The sequence below is a fragment of the Fodinicola feengrottensis genome (assembly GCF_010993775.1).
Lineage (GTDB): Bacteria > Actinomycetota > Actinomycetes > Mycobacteriales > HKI-0501 > Fodinicola > Fodinicola feengrottensis.
The window spans coordinates 57,722-83,843 of record NZ_WOTO01000004.1; the positions used below are offsets into that span (position 1 = coordinate 57,722).

The following is a 26,122-nucleotide window of genomic DNA, read 5'->3' on the forward strand; positions in this document are numbered from 1 at the left end:
CAAACCGGGCACCAACCCCGTTGCGACAGACATGAAAATCGGACTCTCCACTTTCATCACCGACGAGGGCATCCGGCCCGCCGACCTCGGCCGGGCCGCCGAGGAGCGCGGGTTCGACTCGCTCTTCATCGCCGAGCACAGCCACATTCCGGTACGCGAGGAAACGCCCTATCCGGGCGGTACCGAACTGCCGCGGATCTACTACCGGACGCTGGACCCGTTCGTCGCACTGTCCGCGATCGCTTCGGTGACCGAGAAACTGCTGCTGGGCACCGGCATCGCGCTGTGGTCATCCAGCGGGACACGATCCACACCGCGAAGGAGGCCGCGAGCCTGGACCTGGTGTCCAACGGCCGCGCGGTGCTCGGTGTGGGCGCCGGCTGGAAGCGCGAGGAGATGCGTAACCACGGCACCGATCCGCGGACCCGCGGCGCACTGCTGGATGAGCAGCTGCGAGCGATCCGGGAGATCTGGACCAAGGAACAGGCCGAGTTCCACGGAAAGCACGTGAACTTCGACCCGATCTACGCCTGGCCGAAGCCGGTGCAGCCGACCCTGCCGATCTATATCGGCGGCGAAGGGGAGGCCGCACAGCGCCGGGTCGTCGAGCTCGGCGACGGCTGGATGCCGAGCGCCAGCCGGCAGCCGACCGACCTGGCGGAAACCATCAAGAGCCTGCGCGACCGGGCCGGCCGGCACATCCCGGTGACGCTTTTCGGGGTGAGCGATCTCGGCGTCGACCTCGACGCGTACGAGGCCGCCGGCGTCGAGCGAGTCCTGTTCTTCCTCCCGACCCAGCCACGGTCCGAATCCCTGCAGACCCTCGACACCTTCGCGGCCCGCATTACCCGCTAGCCTGAGTTTCCTCGCTAGTTTGATCTTGGGTGGTGTTTTGCCTGGTCAGGTGGGTTCTGGATGGTGGCTGGGTGTATTACCTAAGTCGTGTCAGCGGGTGGGTGCGTAGTGGTGGATGTTGAACAGGTCGGCGAGTTTTTGTTGGGTCCAGGTCATGTCTGTGAGCATGCGTTTGGCGCGAGGGCGTCCTTTGTTGCCGTCGTGGTAGAGCAGGACGGTTTCCTGGATTCCTGATAGTTCGTTTAGCAGTTCGCGGACGGACATGTGTATATCGGCGTGTTCGGCTTCGCGGCGCATGAGGTGGGCGATGGTTAGGGCCAGGACGCAGTAGAACACGTGGACGCGGATTTTCTGGTCGGTCCAGTGGTGCATGGGGCTGAAGGAGACCACGTGAGTGTCTTTGAGTTGACGGAATCCGGCTTCTACGTCGGATTGGGAGCGGTAGCCGGCGACAATGTCGGTGACGGGCCAGTCGTCGTGGCCGGTGAACAGGATCCGTTTGCCGAAGATCCGGTTCTCCAGGCGGGTGCGGGCACGCCGGTCGGTGCGCCAGGTCAGCCGCAGCTCAGCCGGTTTGTCGCCGGTCAGCGTGGTGGTGATGATGTCGCTGACCCAGCGGTGTCGGCAGATCGTGGCGATCTCGGTCTGGACTGCGGCACGGGATTTGCGGGTGCGCCCGCGCGCCAGGCGGCCCTGCAAAGCGGTGAGCTTGCCAGTCACGGTGGCGAGCGTCTGGTCCAGGCCACGAACCTGTTTGGCGTGCAGCGTCGTCGAATGCGTGAGCACGGCGCGGCGTGTCACGCCCAGCGCGGTGACGGTGGTGTCGACATGGGTCAGGCCGCGATAGCGGCCGGCGTCACCGTCGGCGTCGACCGGCCGGTACCGGGATTTCGGTATCGCCAGCAACGCCGGATGGTCGCTCGGTGGCAGGAGCCGATGAACCCGATCCCGGTATCCTCCACCAGTTCGTGGTTGTCGGCGGAATTCTGCCCGGCGTCGTAGACGATCGTCAGCGACTCCACGGAGGTAGTCAGCTGCCGGTACCGGGCGACCAGTTCGTCGATCATCGCGCTGAACTGGGTGACATCCGGCCGGTCTCCCGGATAGGTATGGGACAGCACCGGAACCCCCGCCGTCGCGGGTGACCACCAGGCCCAGCCCAACCAGCCGCAGGTCCACCCGCTTCTGCTTCGCCCTGCCCCGCTGCGCGATCGGCGCCTTCTCGTTGCCGGAGTCGATGAAGGTGGCGAAGTTGGTCATGTCCAGCACCAAACCGGTCAGGTCCAGCCCGAACTCGGTGACGATCCGCCGCCCTAACTTGGTTTCGATCGCTCGCAGGTCGGCTACCGACAACCGATCCATCGCGTTCCAGAACCGGCGATGGTCGGTCGCGCCGCGCGGTAGCCGCAGCCACCGCGCGCCGGCGTGGAGGCCCACCAATCGGCGAACGCCAGCTTTGAGCACGGCGCCACGATCCGGTTCGCCGTCGCCAACGCGATATACGTGCCCACCGAGGCCAGCGCGTCCGCCCGGCGCGACACCACACCATCGACCGTCCCCACCACGTCCAGTCGCTCCAGCATCGACCACACCGCGGCCAGATCCCCGAACGCCTTGTGTTCGCTACGCACCGGTTCACCGGCCGCCGCGTCGGTCAGCTTGGCCACCACCTCCTCCGCGCTGCCCAGATACTGCTGCGACACGATCCGCGGCTTGCCCTGCACCCGCGCGGACTCGACCAGGTAGTAGTACGTCTTCCCCGCCTGGCGCTTCCCTACGATCGACGGCATATATAGGTAATACACCATCGACGCCTACAACCCAAACACACACAACACAAAACACGCCGAACGATCAGCTAGCAGGGAAACTCAGGCTAGGTTCGCTTGATGAGCCATCGGCCGCGGTCGATGGCTCATCAAGAAAGACTTCGTACGCGTGCCGGCGGTGGTCGGCGAAGAGCGTCAACGCACTCTCTCTGTTGCCAGCACGCAGGACCTGGGCAAGCTCGCGGTGCTCAGCTGGAATGTGTTCCAGATAGCCGGCGGCACTCCGGCCGACCCGCATCAGCAGAAAAAGGTGCACCTGGGAGCGGATCCCCTGCCAAGCCGCCCGCAGCCGATCGTGATGTGCCGCCGCGAAAACCGCGTCGTGGAAGGCGAGATCAAGGTCCAGCATCGCGTGTTTGTCCTCGGCGCGGGCCATCGCGGCCACCGTTTCCTCGATCGCCACGAGGTCGGCTTCGAACGCGTGGTCCATCAGTCGTCGTACGGCCAGATCCTCCAGTGCGCCGCGCAAGCTGTCGAGTTCGTCAGCGTCCACTGTGGACAGTGACGTGACGGTCGCACCGCGGTGCCACTCGTTGCGTACCAGTCCTTCGCGTTCCAGCCGCAACAGCGCCTCCCGTACGGGCCCCCGGCTGACCCGCAGAGCGCCGGCCAACTCCACTTCCCGCAAAGGTGTGCCGGGCGCATAGAGACCGCCGAAAATCGCGTCGCGGATGCGGTCCGCCACCTCGTCGGCCATGCCGCGCCGCCGGGCCGGAGCCAGTTGATCGCTCATGTCTTAATGTTAACATTACGACAACTCCCTCAACGGAAGGCGCGCCCGTGTCCCCACTCCCCCGCTTCCATCTGGCCGTGCCAGTCGACGACCTCGCCGCGGCCCGGCACTTCTACGGCGAGGTTCTCGGCTGCGAACAGGGCCGCAGCTCGGACCGGTGGATCGACTGGAACCTGCGCGGCCACCAGTTCGTCACGCACCTCGCGCCCGGACATGAGGCGCGGGCCGCGCACAACCCGGTGGACGGCCACGACGTACCGGTGCCGCATTTCGGGCTGTTGCTGACTGTCGAGGAATTCCACGTATTGGCCGACCGGCTCCGGGCCGCCGGCACCGCCTTCGTCATCGAGCCATATCTGCGATTCCAGGGCCAGCCGGGCGAACAGTGGACGATGTTCCTCACCGACCCGGCCGCAAACGCGATGGAATTCAAGGCATTCGCCGATGACGCCCAAGTTTTCGCTGTTTGAAAAAAAGAAGGAGACGAAGAATGCGGGTTGCCGCCGCGCAGGCTCGGCCGCACTGGCTCGACTCGGCCGCTACCACCGGGAAAGTGGTGGAGTGGATCGAGAATGCGGCCGCCGAGCAGGTCGAGCTGTTGACCTTTCCGGAGACCTTCCTGTCCGGCTACCCGTCGTGGCTGGAACACACCGGCGGGGCCCGTTTCGAAAACCTGGAACAGAAACGTGCGTACGCGGCCTATCTCGGTGCCGCCGTCGAAATGACCGGCCCTGAACTCGCCCTCATCACCGAAGCCGTACACGATCTCGGTGTTTTCGTTTACCTGGGCACCACAGAACGATCCGGCGGCACGATTTTCTGCACCCTGGTGGCCATCGACCCGGCCGCCGGCATCGTCAGCACCCATCGCAAGCTGATGCCCACGTACGAGGAGCGGCTGGTCTGGGGCATCGGCGACGGTCACGGCCTGCGTGTCCACCCGGTCGGACCGACCCGGGTGGGAGGCCTGAACTGCTGGGAAAACTGGATGCCACAGGCCCGCCACGCCCTCTATGCGCAGAGTGAAGAGTTGCACGTCAGCGTCTGGCCCGGCAATCCACACAACACGGCCGACCTGCCTCGGTTCATCGCCCGCGAAGGCCGGGTGTTCTGCCTGGCCGCGAACGGCCTGCTGTCGCTGGCCGATGTGCCCGCCGACTTTCCGTTGCGCACGGCGCTGGAAGCGGCGGAGTTGACCGACTACTGCCGCGGCGGCTCGGCCATCGCGGCACCGGACGGCACCTGGGTGGTCGAGCCGGTGGTCGACGAGGAACGCCTGGTCATCGCCGACCTGGACTTCACCCGGGTCCGCGAGGAACGCCAGAATTTCGACCCCACCGGCCACTACAGCCGGCCCGACGTCTTCTTCTCCGTCGAGGTCGACCGCCGGCGCCGCATCCCCACCGCCTTTCGGGACTAGTGGCCTGCGCGAACCTGACGTTTCGGTAGTCGACCACCCGGAGTGTCGTCTACCGAAACGTCGAGCTCGCGGAGGTCAGCTGGCGGCTCGTACGGGCGAATCGGCGAACTGCGTGTGATACAGCTCGGCGTAGAGCCCGTCGGCTGCGACCAGCGACTCATGCGTGCCGCGCTCCACGATCTGGCCATGCTCCAACACCAGGATCTGGTCGGCGGACCGGACGGTGGACAGCCGGTGCGCGATGACCAGCGCCGTACGCCCGGCCAGCGCCTCGTCGAGCGCGCGCGCTGCACCGCCGCCTCACTCTCGGAGTCCAGGGTGCGCGCGGTGGCCTCGTCCAGCACCACGATCGACGGGCCCTTCAGCAGCAGCCGAGCGATCGCGAGCCGCTGCTTCTCGCCGCCGGAGAGCCGGTAACCGCGGTCTCCCACCACCGTGTCGAGCCCATCCGGAAGCGACCGCACGAGCTCCCCGACCTGCGCGCGGTCCAGCGCGGACCACAGCTCGTCCTCGGTGGCGTCCGGCTTCGCGTAGACCAGGTTCACCTTGATCGTGTCGTGGAACAGGTGCGCGTCCTGGGTGACCACGCCGATCGCGCCGCGCAGCGACTCCTGCGTCCAGTCGCGTACGTCCGTGCCGGCCACCTTCACCGCGCCACCGGTCACGTCGTAGATCCGGGAAACCAGTTGGCTGATCGTCGTCTTGCCGGCGCCGGACGGGCCGACCAGGGCGATCAGCTGGCCGGGCTCGGCGGTGAACGACACCCCATGCAGCACGTCGCCGGCCGCCCGCCGGTCGGCGACCGCCAGGTCTTCCAGCGATGCCAACGAAACCTCGTCCGCGGACGGGTAGCGGAACCGCACGTCGTCGAAGACGATCGCCGGCTGGTCCGCCGGCAGCAGTGCCGGCAGGGTCTTCGCGTCCGGCCGGTCGGTGATCATCGGCGGCAGGTCAACGACCTCGAAGACACGCTCGAAGGACACCAACGCGCTCATCACGTCCACCTGCACGTTCGACAGCGCGGTGATCGGCCCGTAAAGCCTGGTCAGCAGCAGCGCGAGGGTGACCACCGTGCCGGCCGAGAGGGCGTTGGTCAGCGCCAGCCAACCACCCAGCCCGTACGTGGCGGCGCTGGCCACCGCGGTCAGCAGACCCAGCGCCACGAACAGGCCGCGGCTGTACATCGCGCTCTTGACGCCCATGTCCCGGACCTGCGCGGCGGTGTCGCCGAACTCCTTCGCCTCCGCCGTCGGCCGCCCGAAAAGCTTCACCAACAGCGCGCCCGAGACGTTGAACCGCTCGGTCATCGTCGAGTTCATGCTGGCGTTGAGCCGCGCGGTCTGCCGGGTGATGTCGGCGAGCTTGCGGCCCACCCATCGGGCCGGCAGCACGAAAACCGGCAGCAATACCAGCGCGGCCGCAGTGATCTGCCAGGACAGGGTCAGCATCGTACCGACCGTCAGGGCCAGCGCGATGACGTTGCTGACCACGCCGGACAGCACCGACGTGAACGCGCGCTGCGCGCCGATCACATCGTTGTTGAGCCGGCTGACCAACGCACCCGTCTGGGTGCGGGTGAAGAAGGCGATCGGCATCCGCTGCACGTGGTCGAAAACCGTCCGGCGCAGGTCCAGGATGATCCCCTCACCGATCCGCGCCGAATGCCACCGCTGCACCACCGACAGCCCCGCGTCGAACACCGCGAGCCCGGCGATCAGCGCCGCCAACCAGATCACCGTCGACACCGCGCCCTTCGCGGTGATCACGTTGATCACCCGCCCGGCCAGCACCGGAGTGGCCACCCCAATCGCCGCTGACACGGCCACCGTGAGCAGGAAGATCGTGATCTCCCAGCCGTACGGCCGCGCATATCTCATGATCCGCAGGGCGGTCCGCCGCCCTGGTCTTTTCTCTTTGGACAGCGTCTTTCGCCGCTCGGCGGACACCATCATCTGCCAACCGGACATCCCTGGATCTGACATCGACATCTCTATAACCCGTCTTCCCCTATGCTGGCGTCGGAACGCCGTCCTCGCCCAGCGCATTCCCAAGGTATGCGGCCGGTACGACAACAACGTCCCGTTCTGGTCCAGCATGCAACCTCAAGCAATGTTGAGGTCAAGGGCGCTTGGCCGGCTCCAGAGCCGCCGCCACCGCGTCCGCGAACCGCTCGGCAGCGCCTTGCGCATGCGCGAAGAACAGCGACGGCTCGGTCAGCTCAAGCTCCAACACCACCGGTCCGGTCGCGGTCGGAATGAGGTCCACCCGCGCGTACAACAAGAGCCGATCCGCTCCGCCCGGCACGGCCGCCAACACCCGCTCACCCATCGCCAACTCGGCCGCCGTCGGCTGGTGCGGGGTGATCTCCTCGGGCTGATAGAGCCCGTCGATCTGGCGTACCGGCCCGGCCAGCATCGCCGCTTTCTTCACCGAATGACTGAAGGAACCGCCGAAATACAGCAGCGCCGTCTCACCCTTGGTGTCCACATCGGACAGATACGGCTGCACCATCACGGTCCGCCGGGCCGCCAGCAGCCGGTTCGCATGCGCCCGCGCCTTGGCCACCAGCTCCGGGTCCTCGGCGTGGTATCGCCCGGTGTCCAGCGACCCCGCCCCCACCGACGGCTTCACCACGAACTCCCCCGCCGCCGGCAGCACGCTCGCGTCCCCCGGTTCGAGCCACGTCGTCGGCACCACCGACAGGCCAAGATTGGCCAGCTGCAACAAATACCGCTTGTCGGTGTTCCACCGTACGACGTCCGCCGGATTCACCAACCGCGGCACCGTCCCCACCCACTGGAGAAACTCGTCCCGCCGGCGTACGTAATCCCACACCGACCGCAGAACCACCAGCTGATACTTGTCCCAGTCGACCGATTTGTCATCCCAGACCACAATCTCGGTGTCGATGCCCCGCCGAGTCAGCGGATACAACACCTTCCGGTCGTCCGGATCCGCATCCGGCAACTCGGCACAGGTCACCAACGCCACCCGCGCGCGCCCCGCCATCATGTCCCCCTACGCTCAGCCGCCCACCGCTCGGCCAAACCCTACCGAGCCCGCCCCACGACCCACCCGCCCGCAGTCGAGCTTGCTAAGGCGCGGCGATGGGGCACCTTCGTTGTTGGCGTCAGACCAGGGCGTCCACGGTCATGGCGATCGACAGCAGCGTCAAATAGGTGATCGACACATGGAAAAGTCGCATCGGCCGGATCCGCTCTCCGCGGCTGACCTGAATGAACAGCCGGTGCGCGTCGATCAGGAACCAGCCACCCAGCGCGATCGCGACCAGGCCATAGATCCAGCTCATCCCGACAGCCCAGAGCGCCACCGAGGCCCCGACCATCGCCCACGAGTACACGACGATTTCGACCGCTACCCGCATCGGCTTGGCGACCACCGGCAGCATCGGTACGCCGGCGGCCGCGTAGTCCTCTTTGAAACGCATGGCCAGCGCCCAGAAATGCGGCATCTGCCAGAAAAAGACGATCCCGAAGAAGGCCCACGCCGACCACGAGAGGGTGCCGGTGACCGCTGCCCAACCGATCAGCACTGGAGCGGCACCGCAGATGCCGCCCCAAAAGGTGTTCTGAGCCGTACGTCGCTTCAGCAGCAACGTGTAGATCAGGACGTAATAGAGGTTCGCGCCAATCGACAGCGCGGTCGCGAGCGGGTTCGTGGTGAACCAGAGCAGAACGGCGGCGACCGCGCCGAGCACGAGACCGAAGATCAGCGCGCTGCGCGGCGAGATGAGCCCCTGCGGGAGCGGACGGCGGGACGTCCGCTTCATCAGCTGGTCGATGTCGCGGTCGATATAGCAGTTCAGGACGTTCGCGCTGCCGGCCGCCAGCGTGCCGCCGATCAGGGTGGCGAAAGCGGTGAACAGCGGCGGCACGCCGTGCGCGGCCATGAACATCGCCGGGACAGTGGTGATGAGGAGCAGTTCGATAATCCGCGGCTTGGTGAGCGCCACATAGCCGCGTACGACCGCGCCGAAGCCGCGGGCCACCGCGGGCTGGGCCTGGACTGAAGGGGTCTCGGCTGGGGGCCGAGCCGGATCGATGACCGCCGTCACGCGGGAGCCACCGCACCGCGAAGGGCAAGCGACCGCACTGGGCAGCTCATGGGCAACCTGGGCAGCATCGCCTCTCCCACTCATCGACCGTGTTCTACAGATCGTAGTACCGGGGTTCCGGCCGGTCCTTGCGGGGTGCCACCGACCAAGCGCCAACCACCCGCGCCGACGCGGGCGCCCACCGACGGACAGGACAACGCCGTCAGGTACGTACGAAATCCGGCCTCCTGATGCCCATCGGCGGCCATCGAAAGTCAAGCGCACGCCAAGAAAGCCCCGGATTTTGGTCGATTCGGAGGCCGTCGGTAACCCGTCAACCGCGCCGAAAAGAACAGCAGTCGACATGTGATTCAAGAGTCCGCCGTTGACCCGGCCCTGACCTGTCGAGTGTGGCGAACATCGGTAGGGTCGAAGACGACGTCTGAAACAGTGTTGACCCTTGTGAGCAGGAGCAATCGTGGCAGAAGCAGGATCGGGCAGCAGCCTGGGATGGACGGACCTCGACCGGCGCGCGGTGGACACCGCCCGGACCCTCGCGATGGACGCGGTGCAGAACACCGGCAACGGGCATCCGGGCACCGCGATGAGCCTCGCGCCGGCCGCATATCTGCTTTTCCAGCGCATCCTTCGGCACGATCCGACCGCCCCGGACTGGGCCGGTCGCGACCGGTTCGTGCTCTCGAACGGACACTCCAGCCTGACCCTTTACGTGCAGCTCTACCTGTCGGGATACGGCCTGGAGCTGGATGACCTCAAGCAGCTGCGCAAGTGGGGCAGCCTGACACCCGGTCACCCGGAGCACGGCCACACCAAGGGCGTCGAGACCACCACCGGCCCGCTCGGCCAGGGCGTCGGCAACGCGGTCGGGATGGCGATGGCGGCCCGCCGCGAACGCGGTCTCTTCGACCCGGACGCGGCTCCCGGCGAGAGCCTCTTCGACCACCAGATCTACGCGTTCTGCGGCGACGGTGACCTGGAAGAAGGCGTCAGCGCGGAGGCGTCGTCGCTGGCCGGCCACCAGCAGCTGGGCAACCTGACGCTGATCTACGACGACAACAAGATCTCCATCGAGGACGACACCAACATCGCGTTCAGCGAGGACGTGGCGAAGCGGTACGAGGCGTACGGCTGGCACATCCAGGTCGTCGACTGGACCGATGGCGGCAAGGGCTACCACGAGGACGTCGAGGCGCTAAACACCGCGATCGAGGCCGCGAAAGCCGAGACCAGCAAGCCGTCGTTCATCGTTCTCCGGACGATTATTGGCTGGCCAGCGCCAAAACTGCAGAACACCGGCAAGGCGCATGGCGCGGCGCTGGGCGAGGACGAGGTGGCCGCGACCAAGGAGGTTCTCGGCCTCGACCCGACCAAGTCCTTCGACGTGGCCGACGACGTCATCGCGCACAGCCGCGAGGTCGTCCAGCGCGGCCAGGCCGCGCATGCGCAATGGCAGCAGGCGTACGACAAATGGGCGGCGGCCAACCCGGAGCGCAAGGCGTTGCACGATCGGCTCGCCGCGCGCGCCCTTCCGGAGGGCTGGACGGACACACTTCCGCACTGGGATGTCGATCCGAAGGGTGTCGCGACCCGGGTCGCCTCCGGTGACGTGCTGTCCGCGATCGCGCCGGTGCTGCCGGAGCTGTGGGGCGGTTCGGCCGACCTCGCCGGCTCCAACAACACCACGCCCAAGGGCGAGCCGTCCTTCGTACCGGCCGAGCACCAGACCAAGATGTTCACCGGCGGCCCGTACGGCCGGGTGCTGCACTTCGGCATCCGCGAGCACGCTATGGGTTCGATCATGAACGGCATCACGCTGCACGGCGGCACCCGCGTCTACGGCGGCACGTTCCTGGTCTTCAGCGATTACATGCGCGGCGGCGGTACGACTGGCCGCGCTGATGAAGCTGCCGGTCACGTACGTATGGACGCACGACTCCATCGGCCTCGGCGAGGACGGCCCGACGCACCAGCCGATCGAGCACCTGTCCGCGCTGCGGACCATCCCGGGCCTGGACGTCGTACGACCCGGCGACGCCAACGAGACGGCGTACGCCTGGCAGACCATCCTGGAGAACACCGACCGCCCAGCCGGCCTCGCGCTCACCCGGCAGAACGTGCCGACCCAGGAAGGCACGTCACTGGAAGGCGTCCGGCGCGGCGGGTACGTCTTGCAGGACGCCTCCAGCGGCCGGCCCGACGTGGTGCTGATCGCGTCCGGTTCGGAGTTGCAGCTGGCAGTCGAGGCGCGCAAGACGCTGGAGGCCGACGGCGTTAAAGCCCGTGTGGTGTCCATGCCGTGTCGTGAGTGGTTCGACGACCAGGACCAGACGTACCGAGACGACGTGATCCCGCATGACGTGCATGCCCGGGTCAGCCGTCGAGGCGGGCATTTCGCAGAGCTGGTGGAAGGTCATCGGCGACGCCGGCCGGCACGTCGGCATCGAGCATTTCGGTGCCAGCGCTGACTACAAGACGCTTTACGAGCAGTTCGGCATCACCGCGGCAGCGGTTGTCCAGGCAGCGAAGGAAAGCATTCAGCAGGCCAGCAGTCGTTAATCATTCAACCGAAGATTCTGGGAGTGATGGCAGTGACAGAGAACAAGGGCGGTCCACTGGCCGAGCTGTCCGCCGCGGGGGTGGCGATCTGGCTCGACGACCTGGACCGCGGCCGGCTGCGGACCGGCGGTCTGGAAGCGCTGATGCACGACAAGCACGTCGTCGGGGTGACTACCAACCCGACGATTTTCGCCAAGGCGCTGGAACACGGCGACGAGTACGACGAGCAGACCCGCGATCTCGCGAGCCGCAAGGTGTCGATCGACGAGGCTGTACGCAGCATCACGACGTACGACGTGCGCTGGGCCGCTGACGTGCTGCGTCCGGCGTACGACGCCTCGAACGGCGCCGACGGCCGGGTGTCCATCGAGGTCGACCCGAGGCTCGCCCGGGACACCAAGAACACCGTGGCGGAGGCGAAAGCGCTGTGGTGGCTGGTCGATCGCGAAAATGCCTTCATCAAGATCCCGGCCACCCTGGAAGGTCTGCCGGCCATCACCGAGGCGCTCGCGGCCGGCATCAGCATCAACGTGACGCTGATCTTCTCGCTCGAGCGGTACGACGCGGTAGCCGAGGCTTTCCTGACCGGCATGGAAAAGGCCAAGGAAAACGGCCACGACCTGAGCAAGATCGAGTCGGTCGCGTCGTTCTTCGTGTCCCGGGTGGACACCGAGGTCGACAAGCGGCTCGACAAAATCGGCTCGGACGAGGCGAAAGCTCTTCGCGGCTCCGCGGCGATCGCGAACGCTCGACTCGCGTACCAGCATTACGAAAAGGCCTTCGGGTCGGATCGCTGGAAGGCCCTGGCCGCCGCCGCCGGCGCCCCACCCGCAGCGTCCGCTCTGGGCGTCGACCGGCGTGAAGGACCCAGCTTTCCCGGACACCCGCTATGTGGTCGAACTGGTGGCTCCAGGCGTCGTCAACACGATGCCCGAGGCGACCCTGGACGCGACCGCGGACCACGGCGAGATCAAGGGTGACACGGTCACCGGCGGGTACGAGGACGCGCAAGCCGCCCTCGACAAGCTGACCGCCGTCGGCATCGATCTCGACGATGTCGTCAAGGTCCTGGAGGACGAAGGCGTCGACAAGTTCGAGGTCTCTTGGAAGCAGCTGCTGGAGACCGTCGAGAAGCAGCTCGCCGGCGGTGCCGCGTGACCGGCTTCGGTGCTGAGCAAGGCAAAAAGCAGGACGACGAGGTCGGGAATGCGGCCGCCGGCGGCCTGCAGGTCGTCGGCGCGTACGACGTGGCCGGCGCCGCTGACGTGCTGGTCGCTTTCAAGGCCGACGACGTGGCAGCCAAGCTGTCCGCCGGCGACGACACACGTTGTGGGGTCCGGATGCCCAGCCGGAGTCGTCCAAGCGCCTGGGCTGGCTGGACCTGGCGAGCGAGTCGCGCGCTTTGGTCGAGCCGCTGGCAAAACTCCGCGAGGAGCTGGTCGCCGAGGGCCTGGACCACATCGTGCTCGCCGGCATGGGCGGCTCGTCGCTGGCGCCCGAGGTCATCACCGAGACCGTCGGCAAGTCGCTGGTCACCCTCGACACCACCGACGCTGGCCAGGTTCGGGCCGCGCTGGCCGAGAATCTCGACCGTACGATCCTGGTCGTCTCTTCCAAGTCGGGCGGCACCGTCGAGACCGACAGTCACCGCCGCGCGTACGTGAAAGCGTTCGTCGACGCCGGACTTTCCGAGGCGGACGCGAACAAACGATTGGTCGTAGTCACCGATCCCGGTTCGCCGCTGGAAAAGTCGGCGAAAGAGGCCGGCGTACGAGCCGTCTTCCTGGCGAATCCGAATGTCGGCGGCCGCTATTCGGCGCTCACACCGCTTTCGGCCTGGTGCCCAGCGCGTTGGCCGGCATCGACATTTCCGAGCTGCTGGACCAGGCCGAAGCCGTACGCGGCTCGCTGGCTGATCCAGACGGCCCGGCGGTCGCGCTCGGTGTTGCCCTTGGCGCCGCGTACAAAGCCGGTCGCGACAAGATCGTGATCGCCTCCGACGGCACCGGGCTGGTGGGTCTGGGCGACTGGGCCGAGCAGCTGCTCGCCGAGTCGACCGGCAAGGAAGGCAAGGGCATCCTGCCGGTCGCGGTCGAGTCCCCCACCGCCGCCGGGACCACAGGTGACGACGTGCTTGCCGTCACTGTCGGCGGTTCACTGCACGTCGGCGAGGCTGCCGGCGCCGGCCGCGATGTCGCGGTCAACGGCCCGCTCGGCGCGCAGTTCCTGGTCTGGGAGTTCGCCACCGCGCTGGCCGGCCGGGTGATCGGCATCAACCCCTTCGACCAGCCGGACGTGGAGGCCGCCAAGCAGGCCACCCGCGATCTGCTGGCCAACCCGGCCTCCGCGCAGTCCGACACCGAGCCGGTCTTCACCGACGGCCCGGTGCAGGTCTTCGGACCGGCCGAGCTGCTGGCCGGAGCGTCCACTGTGGACGATGCGATCGGCAAGGTTCTCGGCGCGCTCGGCGACCACGGTTACGTTGCCGTGCAAGCGTATTTGGACCGGCACGCCGACAAGAAGCTGGCGAGCGTACGCGACCCGTTGTCGAAGCGGTCCGGGCACGCGGTCACTTTTGGCTGGGGGCCACGGTTCCTGCACTCCACCGGGCAGTTCCACAAGGGTGGCACGCCAGTGGGTGTGTTCCTGCAGATCACCGGCGTGGTCGCCGACGATCTGGAGATCCCGAACCAGCCGTTCTCCTTTGGCACCCTGCAAAAGTCGCAGGCCGCCGGGGACGGCTCGGTGCTGGAAGGCCGCGGCCGACCGGTGTTCCGCTTCCACCTGACCGACCGTTCCGCCGGCATTGACCGGATCCTCAAAGCCGTGGAGTCCACCGGATGACCGATTCAGCACAGACGGCCGAGCGGCCGTCGCTCGACCCGCCGCCCGGCTGGGCGAACCCGCTGCGCGACCCGCGGGACCGTCGGCTGCCGCGCAGCGCCGGCCCCTGCGGGCTGGTGATCTTCGGGGTCACCGGAGACCTTGCCCGCAAGAAGCTCATGCCGGCCGTGTACGACCTCGCCAACCGGGGCCTCCTGCCGCCCGGCTTCGCACTGGTCGGGTTCGCTCGCCGCGACTGGGCGAAGCAGGATTTCGCGCAGATCGTGCACGACGCGGTGAAGGCGCATTCCCGTACGCCGTTCCGCGAGTCGGTCTGGAAGCAGCTGGCCGAGGGTTTCCGTTTCGTACCAGGCTCTTTCGACGACGACAACGCCTTCGACGAGCTGGCCCGTACGATCAAGGAGCTCGACGAGACCCGGGGCACCAACGGCAACCACGCGTTCTACCTGTCCATCCCGCCGAGCGCGTTCCCGGTGGTGTGTGCAAGCAACTCCACCGCTCCGGCCTGTCCGACCAGCTGCCCGGCGAGTGGCGCCGGGTGGTCATCGAGAAGCCGTTCGGGCACGACCTGAAGAGCGCTCGCGAGCTGAACAACGTCGTCGACGAGATCTTCCCGCCCGAGTCGGTCTTCCGGATCGACCACTACCTGGGCAAGGAGACCGTCCAGAACATCCTGGCGCTGCGCTTCGCCAACCAGATGTTCGAGCCGATCTGGAACGCCAACTACGTCGACCACGTGCAGATCACCATGGCCGAGGACATCGGCATCGGTGGCCGCGCCGGTTACTACGACGGCATCGGCGCTGCCCGGGACGTCATCCAGAACCACCTGCTGCAGCTGCTGGCGCTCACCGCAATGGAGGAGCCGGTCTCCTTCGACGCGAAGGATCTGCGCCAGGAGAAGGAAAAAGTCCTCTCCGCGGTACGCCTGCCGGCTGACCTGTCCCAGTCCACCGCGCGCGGCCAGTACGCGAACGGCTGGCAGGGCGGCGAGAAGGTCATCGGCTATTTGCAGGAAGACGGCATCTCCAAAAAGAGCATCACCGAGACGTACGCGGCCATCGAGCTCGAGATCGACACCCGGCGCTGGGCCGGGGTGCCGTTCTACCTGCGGACCGGCAAGCGGCTCGGTCGCCGCGTCACCGAGATCGCGGTGGTCTTCAAGCGCGCCCCGCACCTGCCTTTCGAGTCCACCGCGACCGAGGAGCTGGGGCAGAACGCGCTGGTCGTACGCGTGCAGCCGGACGAGGGCGTGACCATGCGGTTCGGCTCCAAGGTGCCGGGCACCTCGATGGAGGTCCGGGACGTCACGATGGACTTCGGCTACGGCGCGTCGTTCACCGAGGCGTCTCCGGAGGCGTACGAGCGGCTGATTTTGGACGTGCTGCTCGGCGATCCGCCGCTGTTCCCGCGGCACGAGGAGGTCGAGCTGTCCTGGAAGATCCTCGACCCGATCGAGGAGTTCTGGGCCCAGCAGGGCCAGCCCGACCCGTACACGTCCGGCACCTGGGGTCCGGCGTCCGCTGACGAGATGATGGCCCGCAACGGGCGTACCTGGAGGCGGCCGTGATCGTCACCCTGTCCGACACCACGTCGTCGGCGATCGACCACCGGCTCACCGAGATGCGGCACTCCGGCGGCGCGGTCGCGCTCGGCCGGGTGCTCACGCTGGTGGTCATCACCACCGCGGACGAGAGCGAGCCGGTCATCGCGGCGGCCAACGACGCGAGCCGGGAACACCCCTGCCGGGTCATCGTCGTACTGACCGGCGAAAAACGCGGGAAGTCGCGGATGGACGCGGAGATCCGTGTCGGCGGCGACGCCGGCGCGAGCGACGTGGTCGTCATGCGGATCTCCGGCGAGCTGGCCAGCCACGCCGACTCGGTGGTGCTGCCGCTGCTGCTGTCCGACGCCCCGGTGGTGGCGTACTGGCCGAGCGACCCGCCGGCCAACCTGGCGCAGGACCCGATCGGCAAGATCGCTACCCGGCGGATCACCGACGCGATGACCAGCAAGCGGCCGGTCACCGCGCTCGCCAAGCGCCGTGAGGGCTACAGCGAGGGCGACACCGACCTCGCCTGGACCCGGCTCACCCTGTGGCGGGCCGCGCTCGCCGCCGCGCTCGACCAGCCGCCGTACGACCAGGTCACCGAGGCAGTGGTCAGCGGAGAGGCGTCCAGCGCCTCCACCGAGCTGCTGGCCGGCTGGCTGGCGTACGCGCTGAAGTGCCCGGTCCGGCGCAAGACGAACAAGGGTCCGGGGATCGTCAGCGTACGGCTGGAGCGCGCGAGCGGCCCGGTCGTCCTGGAGCGCCCGGACGGCCTGACCGCGACCCTCGACCAGCCCAACCAACCGACCCGCCGGCTCGCGCTGGCCCGCCGGAAGCTGAACGAGTGCCTCGCCGAGGAGCTGCGCCGGCTCGACCCGGACGACGTTTACGCGGACACGTTGAACAAGGGCGTACCGTCCCTGGACGCCGACGCAAAAGCCACCGCCAAGGCGGCTCCGGCCAAGAAGTCGGCCGCCAAGAAGGCCACCGCCTAGGCGTGCGCCTGCGTGACAATCGGAATCCGATTGTCACGCAGGCGGCAGTGCGACGAGAGAGTGGGAGACAAGGATGACCACGGCCCCGTCCGTAGTAGTGCACCCGGACAAGGAAACGCTGGCGCAGGCGGTAGCGGCTCGGCTGATCACCAAGCTGGCCGACGCGCAGGCCGCCCGTGGTGAGGCCACCGCGGTGCTCACCGGCGGTACGGTCGGCACCGCGACCCTCGCGGCAGTGGCCGACTCCCCCGCCCGGGACTCGGTCGACTGGGGCCGGGTCAGCCTGTGGGGGGCGACGAGCGGTTCGTACCGGACGGCGACCCGGAGCGCAACGACGAGCAGGCTCGGGAGGTCTTCCTGGAGAAGCTGCCGCTGGACCCCAAGCGCGTCCACCGCTATCCCACGAGCGACGGGCCGGACGGCGACGACGCGGCGGCCGCGGCCAGTCGGTACGCCGAAGACCTGATCGCGGACGGCGGCGGCAAGCTGCCGGTCTTCGATGTGCTCCTGCTCGGCGTGGGCGGTGAGGGCCACGTGGCGTCGATCTTCCCCGATTCGGAGGCGGGTCGTTCGCAGCGGACCGTGGTGGCCGTCCTCAACAGCCCGAAGCCGCCGCCGATCCGGCTGAGCCTGACGTTCCCGACCATCAACACCGCCGACGAGGTGTGGCTGGTGGTGGGCGGCCCGGACAAGGCCGAGGCGGTCGGCCGGGCCCTGTCCGGCGCCACCCTGACCGAGGTGCCGGCCGCTGGCGCGCACGGGCGTACCGCCACCCGCTGGCTGGTCGACGAAGCTGCCGCCGGCCAGATTCCCCGCTAGAAAAGCAAAAGAGGCGCTACCGGAACTCCGGTGGCGCCTCTTTTTTGGTTTGCTACTCCCCGCGACGCTCGCGGAGGCGGTTCAGCGCCTCGTCAAGAATCGCGGCACCGTCGGCGTCCGAGCGGCGCTCTCGCACGTACGCGAGATGCGTCTTGTACGGCTCGTTGCGCGGAGCCGCCGGCGGGTGCTCCTCGTCCTGGCCGGCCGGCAACCCGCACTGCGGGCAGTCCCACAGATCCGGCACCTCGATCTCCATGGAGAAGGCCGGTCGGGTGACATGACCGTTGGCGCAGTAGAAGCCGATGTGCCGCCTGGGGGCGGACTCACCGCGCTCTGCCTCCCCCATCGGTCCAGCCCCGACCCGAGTGCCCCGAATGGCGTTCCCACCAGCCACAGCATGCTCCTGTCTGGTCGCCGCTAAACGTATAGTCAACAGATGTTACGGGACCCGGAAACCGGCACGAGGCCAGGTTCTGCGAATCCACCGGAAGATCGTCCGTTATTGGCGGAATGTCCCGCCAGCAGCGGGAACTAGAGGTTGAACTTCAGCAGCAGCCCGAGCCCGATCGCGCAGACGAACCACAGGATCCCGACACCGATGGTGATCCGTCCCAGGTTCTTCTCCGCGATCGACGAGCCGGAGAGCTGCGAGCTGACACCGCCGCCAAACATGCTCGACAGGCCGCCGCCCTTGCCCTTGTGGAGCAGGACCAGCACGATCAGCAGCACGCTCGCGATGACGAGCACGATGGACAGGGCCAGGGTCATCTCAGCTGGAGCCTCTCTGTACTGACAGGATGGGCCACACGAGTGTGGCTGTGGTCAAGGATACGCGCTCGCTCCGACACGCCGACGGTGCCCGGCGATAAAACGCCGGACACCGTCGATGAGTCGAGCTAGGACAGCCGGACCTTCGGGTCGATCACGCCGTAGAGCAGGTCGACGATCAGGTTCAGGAACACGATGAACGCCGCCGCGAGCAGTGTCACCGCGGTGATTACCGGGAAGTCGAGGTTGTTGACCGCGTCCACGATCAGGAACCCGAGTCCCTGGATGTTGAAGACCTTCTCGGTGATGATGGCGCCACCGAGCAGCGCACCAATATCCAGGCCGGCGATCGTCACCAGCGGCGTCAGCGCGGCCCGCAGGGCATGCTTCACCACGACTCTGCGTTCTCGCAGACCCTTGGCTCGGGCCGTACGGATGTAGTCCTCGTTCAGGGTTTCCAGCATGTTCGCCCGAGTCAGCCGGGCATAGATCGCCGCGTTCGCGATCGCCAGCACGAAAGCGGGCAGGAACATCGCCTGCAGGAAGAACCACGGTTGACTGAACGGCGAGAAGTAGTCCGGGCGGATCGGCCAGTATCCCTGGTCGACAACGAACTTCTGAATCGTCAGACCGGTGAAGAACGTCGGCAGCGAGACACCCGCGAGGGCCAGCACCATCACCACGCGGTCCATCAGACTTCGGGGCTTCAGAGCGGAAACAATGCCGGCGCCGACGCCCATCAGAATCCAGAGAATGGCCGCGTACAGGGTTAGTGACACTGTTACCGGAAGTTTTGGTCCTATCAGGTCGTTCACGCCGGTATCTCGGGCGAACGAGTAGCCCAGACAGGGTGCAGCGCAGTTGTAGCTTTCGGGGGTCGCCGCCCCGACCGATGGGCACCCGATGAAGTCCTTCGGACCCGTCATGTTGGCGTAATGCCGCTCAGTCACCAGGCCCTTGACGAAACGCAGGTACTGGCACTGGATCGGGATGTCCAGCTCCAGCTTGTGCCGCGCGCCGGCCAGGTTCTGCGGAGTGCACTGCTTCGAGCAGGAGACGGCAGCCGGGTCGGTCGGGATCGCGTAGAACAACCCGTAGCAAACCACCGACAGCACGAAAAGCGTCAACACCGCCAGGAGCAGGCGCCGGAGAATGTAGCGAATCATCGTGGTCTTCCTGGTCAACGGCCGGTGGGTCGGCCTCGGTCACCGTCTCATCTGGACGGCCTCGACTGGGGACGGTGCGAGAAAACCTTCGCTGACCAGAGGTGGTGCGCCGGCCGGTGAGCCGGCGCACCACATCGTGGCCGTTTGTCGAGATTTCTACTGTGAGACACCGATTTCAGCAGGCTGACATCGGAGTACTCGGAGTGCAGGTGCGCACCGGTGACCTTGGAGCCCACCAGGTACACGGCCTTCTCATACCGGAGCGGGATGGTCGCGCCGGTCTGCTGAATCGCGATGTCCAGGTCGCCCCACTGCGGCTGCTGGGCATCATCGGAGTCGGGGTTCTTGGCGATCGAGTAGATCTTGCTGTTGATCGCCGGGTCGTTTAGCTGGGAGTAGTTCTGGTTGCCTTCCGGGATGATCTGCGCGCCATCGAACAGCGGCGGGATCACGGTGGAAGCCGACGGCCAGTCAGCACCCCAACCCACGTACACCAGCTCGTCCTCGACCGCCGGCTTGCCGACGGTGGTGTAGTACTGCTTACGCGGGATCGGGTTGGCGGTCACGGTGATGCCGGCCCGGGCGAACCCGTCCTTCACCGCGGCGGCCAGCCGGTCACCGGTCGGGGGTCTGCGAGTAGTCGAACTTGATGTTCTTCTGGCAGGTCGGCGACTGCGCGAGCAGCTGCTTGGCCATCGCCGGGTCACCCTCGGGCTTGCTGCCCAGGTTGTACGGGTCGGCCTTCTTGTACGCCTTCAGGGTCGGCGCGATGATGCTCGTCGCGATGTCACCGAAGGCCGGGCCACCGAACGCGGTGAGCGCGGTCTGCTTGTTCATCGCGTAGTTGTAGGCCTGCCGGCACTTCTGGTCCGGGACCTTCTTGGTGTTGACCGCGATATACCAGGTGAAGCCGTCGAGGCCGACGACCGAACGGGCCTTCAGCTTCGGGTCGTTCAACACCTGCTGAGCCTGCTGCGCGGTGACCTGGGTGTTGCCGAAGGTCATCGTCGCCTGGTCAGCGCCCTTGTCCTGGATCAGCCGGTCGGTGATGACCGAGGCGTCCAGACCGAACTTGAAGTCGAACTCGTCCGGCAGGTTCTTCCGAACCTTGTCCAGGCTCTGGTCCCAGTACTTGTTGCGAACCAGCGTGAGCGACTGGTCGCGCACGTGGGACTTGATCATGTACGGGCCGTACGAGAACGGCTGGTCGTCGTACTTCTCCTTGGTGTCCTTGTCTTTACGGACGGCCGCGAAGATACCCATCGATACGGTGTAGTTGAAGTCAGGCACACCCTGAGCCAACTTGTACGTGATGGTGTCGCCCTTGCAGGTGACCGACGGCAGGCCGTTCGGGTCAAGGTAAACGCCCTTGTAGTTCTTACCACCCAGCAAGTACTGCTTCTGGTACTGCGGGCCGTCGGTGAGGATGTCCGAGAAGGACCGCTTCACGCCGTACAGGAAGTCCTCACAGGTGACCTCTTTGCCGTCCTGCCACTTCAGGTTCTGGCGAATCGTGAAGGACCAGACGCTGGCGTCGGCGTTCTTCGTACCGGTGTCGGTGGCCGCGTCGCCCGCGATCGCCGTACCGGCCACGCCGGCCGCGTTGACATAAGAGGTCAAGGTGGGCGCATAGAGCACTGCGACATGCTGCTGCGAGGCCACGTAGTTACGCGCCGGGTCCAAGTGCTCGAAGTCGGACTGGTCCAGCAACGTCAGCGTGCCGCCCTTGTGGTCAGCACCGCCGCTTCCCCCGGAACTCCCGGAATCTGGAGTGCCACAGGCGGTCGTCAAAATCGCGACCGCGGCACCGACCGCGAGCCATCTCACGGCTCGGTTTCTGCTGAGCGTCATGCGCTCCCTACCCTTCCTGCATCCCTCATTGGATTCCCCCAAGAGTGCGACGGCCGGACTGCCGCCGGTGTTTCCAGACGCCGAGAACTCAGTGGCTGGACCTCGGGTCGAGTGCGTCGCGCAGCCCGTCCCCAAAGATGTTGAACCCGAGCACGATCAGGAAAAGCACCAGGCCCGGGAGGAAGAAATACGACGGTACGACTGTCGACCAGCTGACCGCGTCCTGAAGAATGACGCCCAGCGAGGCGGTCGGTGTCACGAACCCGACGCCCAGGTAGGCCAGCGACGCCTCGACGGTGATGTAGACCGGGATGATCAGGCTGGTGAAGACGATGATCGGGGCCCACAGGTTCGGCAGGATCTGCCGGAACAGAATGTGGCCGCCACTCGCGCCCACCGTACGGGCCGCGTCAACGAACTCGCGCTCTCGCAGCGACAGCACCTGGCCACGGATGACGCGGGTGAAGTAAGGCCAGCCGAACACCGAGATGACCATCACCAGGATGAGGCCGCGCCAGAACGGCGAGGTCGAGTCGATGCCGAACGAATTCAGCCGGTTCGCGATCAGCGGGGTGAGCGCGATCAGGAACAGCAGCTGCGGGAAGCCCAGCAGCACGTCCACGATCCGGCTGATCAGGCTGTCCACCCAGCCCCCGAAATAGCCGGCGGCGATGCCGGTGACCACGCCGACGCCGACCGCGACGATCGCCGAAACGACGGACACGATCAGCGAGGTGGCGACCCCGTACAGCAACCGGGCCATCAAGTCGCGGCCGGTGGACGGCTCAACGCCCAGCCAGTGGTGTGCGGAAATGCCGCCGATCGGGCCGATCGGCAAACCTGCCGACGTGACCGAGCTGGCGTCGAAGGTGAACGGGTCGACACCGGCGATCAGGTCCAGCAACGGACGCAGGAGCGCCAACAGCACAAAGAAGAGCACCAGGCCGACGCCGAACATCGCGGCCTTGTCGCGGCGCAACCGCCGCAATGCGATCTGCCACAGGGAACGACCCCGAATCTCGGCGCCGGACTCCTGCGGCACCATCTCCGGAGTGTGGCCGAGTTCGGTTTCGCCAACCGATTGCGTCATGGACTCCGTCTGCCTTTCGGTAACTGATGGCCGGTACGCGGCGTGGCCCGACAACCACGAACCGGCTGGACTCTAATGCCGTCGAGCATGCCCGCGTGCGGAAAACGCCAACCCCGACGCAGAATCGTGACCTACTAGTAATAAAGCCGGACCAGCGGGGTCGGATCCAAGTATTGGGTTCAGACCTTTTGGGTGCATATAAAGGCGGGCCCACCTGCGATAACAGGTGGGCCCTCTGGTTGCGCCAGCTATCGAATGGTTACGCTGTCACATGCTCACGGAACCGGCAAATCCGGGCGAACTCCTCCGGATCCAGGCTGGCGCCGCCAACAAGCGCGCCGTCGACGTCCGCTTCGGCCATAATTCCAGCCACATTTGATGATTTAACCGAGCCGCCATAGAGGATACGAATGCCTTTCGCGACATCCACGTCGTACAACTCCTCAATGGTGGCCCGTAGAACCGCGCACACTTCCTGAGCATCCGCCGCGGTGGCCACTTCGCCGGTGCCGATCGCCCAGACCGGTTCGTACGCGATGACAAGGTCGACCGGCGCGCGGTCGCCCTTCGGGTCGCTGCCCAGGATGGTCTCCGCCTTCACACCGGCCAGTGCCGCCCGCAGTTGGAGCGTGCAGTGCTCGACATGACCATTCTCTTTCCGCACCAACAGGCCCTCGCCGACGCACAGAATCGGTGCGATGCCGTGCTTTCGGGCCACTTTGACCTTCGCTTGACGACGTCGTCGGTCTCGGCGTGATGCTGTCTGCGCTCGGAGTGGCCGATCACCACGTACTGGCAGCCGAGCTTGGCCAACATCGGACCACTGACATCGCCGGTATACGCACCGGAATCGTGCGGCGACAGATCCTGCGCTCCATAACCGAGCAACAGCCGGTCGCCGCCAATCAGCGTCTGCACGCTGCGAAGGTCGGTGAAGGGTGGCAGCACGACCACCTCGACGTCGGTCAACTGCTCCTCGGAGAGGCTGAACGCGATCTTCTGCGTCACCGAGATGGCCTCAAGGTGGTTGAGGTTCATCTTCCAGTTGCCGGCGATCAACGGCCGGCGACCGGTGGTGGCCGCCTTGGTACGGGCCATAGTTTCTTAGTCCTCCAGCGCTTCGAGGCCGGGCAAGGTCTTGCCCTCCAGGAACTCCAGCGAAGCGCCACCTCCGGTGGAGATGTGCCCGAAAGAATCCTCGCCCAGTTCTAGCAGGCGTACGGCCGCGGCCGAATCACCGCCACCGACCACCGATAGACCCGAGACCGCGGCGACGGCTTCGCCGACACCACGCGTACCGCCAGCGAACGGAGCCACTTCGAAAACGCCCATCGGGCCATTCCAGAACACCGTTTTTCGCGGTTTTGAGTATGTCCGCAAACAGCGCCACCGAAGCCGGGCCAATATCAAGGCCCTTGAGGTTGTCCGGAATCTCGTCGGCAGCGACCACCTTCACCAACGCGTCCGGGATGATCGCCTCGGCGACCACCACGTCCACCGGCAACACCAGCTTGTCGCCGGCGTCGGCGAGCAGTTGCTTGCAGACCTCGACCTGGTCCTCTTCCAGCAGCGAGCCGCCGACCTCTTTGCCCTGGGCTTTGAGGAAGGTGAAGCACATCCCGCCACCAACCAGCAGTTTGTCGACTTTGGGCAGCAGGGATTGGATAACACCGAGCTTGTCTGACACTTTCGAGCCACCGAGAACGACCGCGTACGGCCGCTGGGGATCGGTGGTGAGCCGGCGCAGCACTGCCAGCTCGGTCGCGACCAGCAACCCGGCATAACGCGGAAGCTTGCGCGCGAGTTCGAAAACGCTGGCGTGCTTGCGGTGTACGGCGCCGAAAGCATCGTCCACATAGGACTCACCGAATGCGGCGAGTTCGGTTGCGAACGCCTGTCGCTCCGCTTCGTCCTTGGACGTCTCGCGCGAGTCGAAACGCACATTCTCCAGCAGCGCGACGCCGCCGTTTTCCAGGCCCGCGACGGCCGCTTTCGCGCTTTCCCCCACTGTGTCGGTGGCGAAAGCGACCGGCGCGTCGAGCAGCTCGGACAGCCGGATCGCGACCGGATTCAGCGAGTACGCGACATCCGGCTTGCCTTTCGGCCGGCCCAAATGGCTCAGCAGAACCACCTGAGCGCCGGCCTCGCGCAACTTGTTCACCGTCGGCAGCACGGCCTTGATCCGGCCGTCGTCGGTGATCCGGCCGTTGTCCAGCGGCACGTTCAGGTCCACGCGTACGAGGACCTTTGCGCCGGCGACACCGGCCTTCAGCAGGTCGTCAAGCGTACGAACGACAGCGGTGCTCACTTCAGTGCTCACTACAGTGCTCACTACAGAGACGACCCGACGTACGCGGCGAGGTCGACGAGGCGGTTCGAGTAGCCCCACTCGTTGTCGTACCAGCCCAGGACCTTGACCTGGTTGCCGATGACCTTGGTCAGCGGCGCATCGAAGATGCAGGACGCCGGGTGCGTGACGATGTCGGCCGACACGATCGGGTCGGTGTTGTAGACCAGGTAGCCCTTGAGCGGGCCCTCGGCAGCCGCCTTGAACGCGGCGTTGATGTCGTCCACGGACGCCTCGTTGGTCAGCGTCGCGGTCAGGTCGGTCGCCGAACCGGTCGGCACCGGCACCCGCAGCGCGTACCCGTCCAGCTTGCCCTTCAGTTCCGGCAGCACCAGGCCGATCGCCTTCGCGGCACCGGTCGAGGTCGGGATGATGCTCAGCGCGGCGCACGCACGGGGCCCGGCGCAGGTCCTTGTGCGGCGCGTCCTGCAGGTTCTGGTCCTGCGTGTACGCGTGGATCGTCGTCATCAGGCCGCGCTCGATGCCGAAGCTGTCGTTCAGCACCTTCGCCAGCGGCGCGAGGCAGTTCGTGGTGCAGGACGCGTTGGAGATGATGGCGTGCTCGGCGGGCTTGTACGTCTCGTGGTTGACACCCATCACCACGGTCACGTCGTCGTTCTTCGCCGGCGCGGAGATGATGACCTTCTTGGCGCCGGCCGCCAGGTGCGCCTTCGCCTTCTCGCCGTCGGTGAAGAACCCGGTCGACTCGATGACGATGTCCGCGCCGAGGTCCTTCCACGGCAGGTTCGCGGGGTCACGCTCGGCGCTCGCGCGCACGACCTTGCCGTTGACGGTGATGTTCTCGTCGTCATAGCTGACCTCAGCGTTGAGCCGGCCGAGAATGCTGTCGTACTTGAGCAGGTGCGCCAGGGTCGCGTTGTCGACGAGGTCGTTGACACCGACCACCTCGACATCCGCACCGGAGGCCAGCACGGCGCGGAAGAAGTTGCGGCCGATGCGGCCGAAGCCGTTGATGCCTACACGGATCGTCACGCGGATTCTCTCCTCGATCTGAGGTGGTCTCCAGCGACCCAACGCCGCTGCGGAACACCTCACACTGGTCGTCACTCGCGAGCCTATCGACCCAGGCTGGCGTACCACTACCGGACCCTCTAGATCGATTCAAGAAACGTACGTGATTGCCACCACTTTCCGACTGTGCGTCGATCTGCGGGTGGGGCTGGATTCCCGCCGGCTGTGGGGTTTTTTGTCCCGCACTTGACGT

14 protein-coding genes and 10 pseudogenes are annotated in these 26,122 nt (G+C 66.5%); 10 read left to right on the forward strand and 14 right to left on the reverse strand.

Annotated features, from left to right (window positions below):
* The first annotated feature begins 31 nt into the window (after positions 1 to 31).
* A pseudogene (locus tag GNX96_RS04535) lies at positions 32 to 855 on the forward strand (LLM class F420-dependent oxidoreductase).
* 90 nt (positions 856 to 945) lie between these two features.
* Here GNX96_RS04535 and GNX96_RS04540 read toward each other — a convergent pair.
* Positions 946 to 2,645, reverse strand: a pseudogene (locus GNX96_RS04540) (IS1634 family transposase).
* Between the two features lie 64 nt (positions 2,646 to 2,709).
* Positions 2,710 to 3,417, reverse strand: a complete 708-nt coding sequence (locus tag GNX96_RS04545) for a GntR family transcriptional regulator (RefSeq protein ID WP_163567140.1) — start codon at positions 3,415 to 3,417, stop codon at positions 2,710 to 2,712.
* A gap of 47 nt (positions 3,418 to 3,464) precedes the next feature.
* Between GNX96_RS04545 and GNX96_RS04550 the strand changes: the two genes are divergently transcribed.
* A complete protein-coding gene (locus GNX96_RS04550) occupies positions 3,465 to 3,887 on the forward strand; it encodes a VOC family protein (RefSeq protein ID WP_163567141.1) in 423 nt (140 codons plus the stop codon).
* Between the two features lie 20 nt (positions 3,888 to 3,907).
* Positions 3,908 to 4,837, forward strand: a complete 930-nt coding sequence (locus tag GNX96_RS04555; protein WP_163567142.1) for a carbon-nitrogen hydrolase family protein — start codon at positions 3,908 to 3,910, stop codon at positions 4,835 to 4,837.
* Between the two features lie 75 nt (positions 4,838 to 4,912).
* Here GNX96_RS04555 and GNX96_RS04560 read toward each other — a convergent pair.
* From GNX96_RS04560 to GNX96_RS04570, 3 genes and pseudogenes are all read right to left on the reverse strand, one after another.
* Positions 4,913 to 6,825: pseudogene (locus tag GNX96_RS04560) on the reverse strand (ABC transporter ATP-binding protein).
* 130 nt (positions 6,826 to 6,955) lie between these two features.
* Entirely contained in the window at positions 6,956 to 7,846 is an 891-nt protein-coding gene (locus tag GNX96_RS04565) for an ATP-grasp domain-containing protein (RefSeq protein ID WP_279579345.1), read from the reverse strand.
* A 121-nt stretch (positions 7,847 to 7,967) separates the two neighbouring features.
* Positions 7,968 to 8,912: a heme o synthase gene (locus GNX96_RS04570; RefSeq protein WP_279579346.1), complete on the reverse strand. Its 945-nt coding sequence runs from the start codon at positions 8,910 to 8,912 to the stop codon at positions 7,968 to 7,970.
* Between the two features lie 454 nt (positions 8,913 to 9,366).
* Between GNX96_RS04570 and tkt the strand changes: the two are divergent.
* The 7 genes and pseudogenes from tkt (at position 9,367) to pgl (ending at position 17,675) form a co-directional block, all read left to right on the forward strand.
* Positions 9,367 to 11,468: pseudogene (tkt, locus tag GNX96_RS04575) on the forward strand (transketolase).
* Between the two features lie 26 nt (positions 11,469 to 11,494).
* Positions 11,495 to 12,626 (forward strand): annotated as a pseudogene (gene tal, locus GNX96_RS04580) (transaldolase).
* Between the two features lie 169 nt (positions 12,627 to 12,795).
* Positions 12,796 to 13,458, forward strand: a complete 663-nt coding sequence (locus GNX96_RS48775; RefSeq protein ID WP_279579347.1) for a hypothetical protein — start codon at positions 12,796 to 12,798, stop codon at positions 13,456 to 13,458.
* Positions 13,459 to 14,308: 850 nt separating this feature from the next.
* A pseudogene (zwf, locus tag GNX96_RS04590) lies at positions 14,309 to 15,882 on the forward strand (glucose-6-phosphate dehydrogenase).
* Positions 15,879 to 16,856, forward strand: a complete 978-nt coding sequence (gene opcA, locus GNX96_RS04595) for a glucose-6-phosphate dehydrogenase assembly protein OpcA (protein ID WP_163567145.1) — start codon at positions 15,879 to 15,881, stop codon at positions 16,854 to 16,856. The pseudogene zwf and the gene opcA overlap by 4 nt, the downstream one beginning before the upstream one ends.
* A 73-nt stretch (positions 16,857 to 16,929) precedes the next feature.
* Positions 16,930 to 17,085 (forward strand): annotated as a pseudogene (locus GNX96_RS60825) (6-phosphogluconolactonase); the annotation flags it as partial.
* A 56-nt stretch (positions 17,086 to 17,141) separates the two neighbouring features.
* On the forward strand, positions 17,142 to 17,675 hold the full coding sequence (gene pgl / locus GNX96_RS04600) for a 6-phosphogluconolactonase (protein WP_313885579.1): 534 nt from the start codon (positions 17,142 to 17,144) through the stop codon (positions 17,673 to 17,675).
* A gap of 52 nt (positions 17,676 to 17,727) precedes the next feature.
* Here pgl and GNX96_RS04605 read toward each other — a convergent pair whose 3' ends face one another.
* From GNX96_RS04605 to gap, 9 genes and pseudogenes are all read right to left on the reverse strand, one after another.
* Positions 17,728 to 18,069: an RNA polymerase-binding protein RbpA gene (locus tag GNX96_RS04605; protein ID WP_163567146.1), complete on the reverse strand. Its 342-nt coding sequence runs from the start codon at positions 18,067 to 18,069 to the stop codon at positions 17,728 to 17,730.
* A 137-nt stretch (positions 18,070 to 18,206) separates the two neighbouring features.
* On the reverse strand, positions 18,207 to 18,443 hold the full coding sequence (gene secG, locus GNX96_RS04610; protein WP_163567147.1) for a preprotein translocase subunit SecG: 237 nt from the start codon (positions 18,441 to 18,443) through the stop codon (positions 18,207 to 18,209).
* Positions 18,444 to 18,571: 128 nt separating this feature from the next.
* Positions 18,572 to 19,627 (reverse strand): ABC transporter permease, encoded by a 1,056-nt coding sequence (locus GNX96_RS04615; protein ID WP_279579348.1) that lies wholly within the window; start codon positions 19,625 to 19,627, stop codon positions 18,572 to 18,574.
* Positions 19,628 to 19,656: 29 nt separating this feature from the next.
* The gene (locus tag GNX96_RS04620; RefSeq protein WP_163567149.1) at positions 19,657 to 20,208 is read right to left on the reverse strand and encodes a periplasmic substrate-binding domain-containing protein; all 552 of its coding nucleotides are present in this window, start codon (positions 20,206 to 20,208) and stop codon (positions 19,657 to 19,659) included.
* A gap of 16 nt (positions 20,209 to 20,224) precedes the next feature.
* A complete protein-coding gene (locus GNX96_RS04625) occupies positions 20,225 to 21,460 on the reverse strand; it encodes an ABC transporter substrate-binding protein (protein ID WP_279579349.1) in 1,236 nt (411 codons plus the stop codon).
* An 88-nt stretch (positions 21,461 to 21,548) separates the two neighbouring features.
* Complete coding sequence (locus GNX96_RS04630; RefSeq protein ID WP_163567151.1) at positions 21,549 to 22,550, reverse strand: ABC transporter permease; 1,002 nt, start codon at positions 22,548 to 22,550, stop codon at positions 21,549 to 21,551.
* A 259-nt stretch (positions 22,551 to 22,809) separates the two neighbouring features.
* A pseudogene (gene tpiA / locus GNX96_RS04635) lies at positions 22,810 to 23,648 on the reverse strand (triose-phosphate isomerase).
* Between the two features lie 6 nt (positions 23,649 to 23,654).
* Positions 23,655 to 24,858 (reverse strand): annotated as a pseudogene (locus tag GNX96_RS04640) (phosphoglycerate kinase).
* Between the two features lie 23 nt (positions 24,859 to 24,881).
* Positions 24,882 to 25,890 (reverse strand): annotated as a pseudogene (gap, locus tag GNX96_RS04645) (type I glyceraldehyde-3-phosphate dehydrogenase).
* Between the last annotated feature and the right edge of the window lie 232 nt (positions 25,891 to 26,122).

Bases quoted from the DNA above. Each gene is read 5' to 3' on its own strand.
- GNX96_RS04545 (WP_163567140.1), bottom strand. From the start codon at position 3,417: ATGAGCGATCAACTGGCTCCGGCCCGGCGGCGCGGCATGGCCGACGAG.
- GNX96_RS04555 (WP_163567142.1), top strand. From the start codon at position 3,908: ATGCGGGTTGCCGCCGCGCAGGCTCGGCCGCACTGGCTCGACTCGGCC.
- GNX96_RS04565 (WP_279579345.1), bottom strand. From the start codon at position 7,846: ATGGCGGGGCGCGCGCGGGTGGCGTTGGTGACCTGTGCCGAGTTGCCG.
- GNX96_RS04625 (WP_279579349.1), bottom strand. From the start codon at position 21,460: ATGACGCTCAGCAGAAACCGAGCCGTGAGATGGCTCGCGGTCGGTGCC.
- secG (WP_163567147.1), bottom strand. From the start codon at position 18,443: ATGACCCTGGCCCTGTCCATCGTGCTCGTCATCGCGAGCGTGCTGCTG.
- GNX96_RS04630 (WP_163567151.1), bottom strand. From the start codon at position 22,550: ATGACGCAATCGGTTGGCGAAACCGAACTCGGCCACACTCCGGAGATG.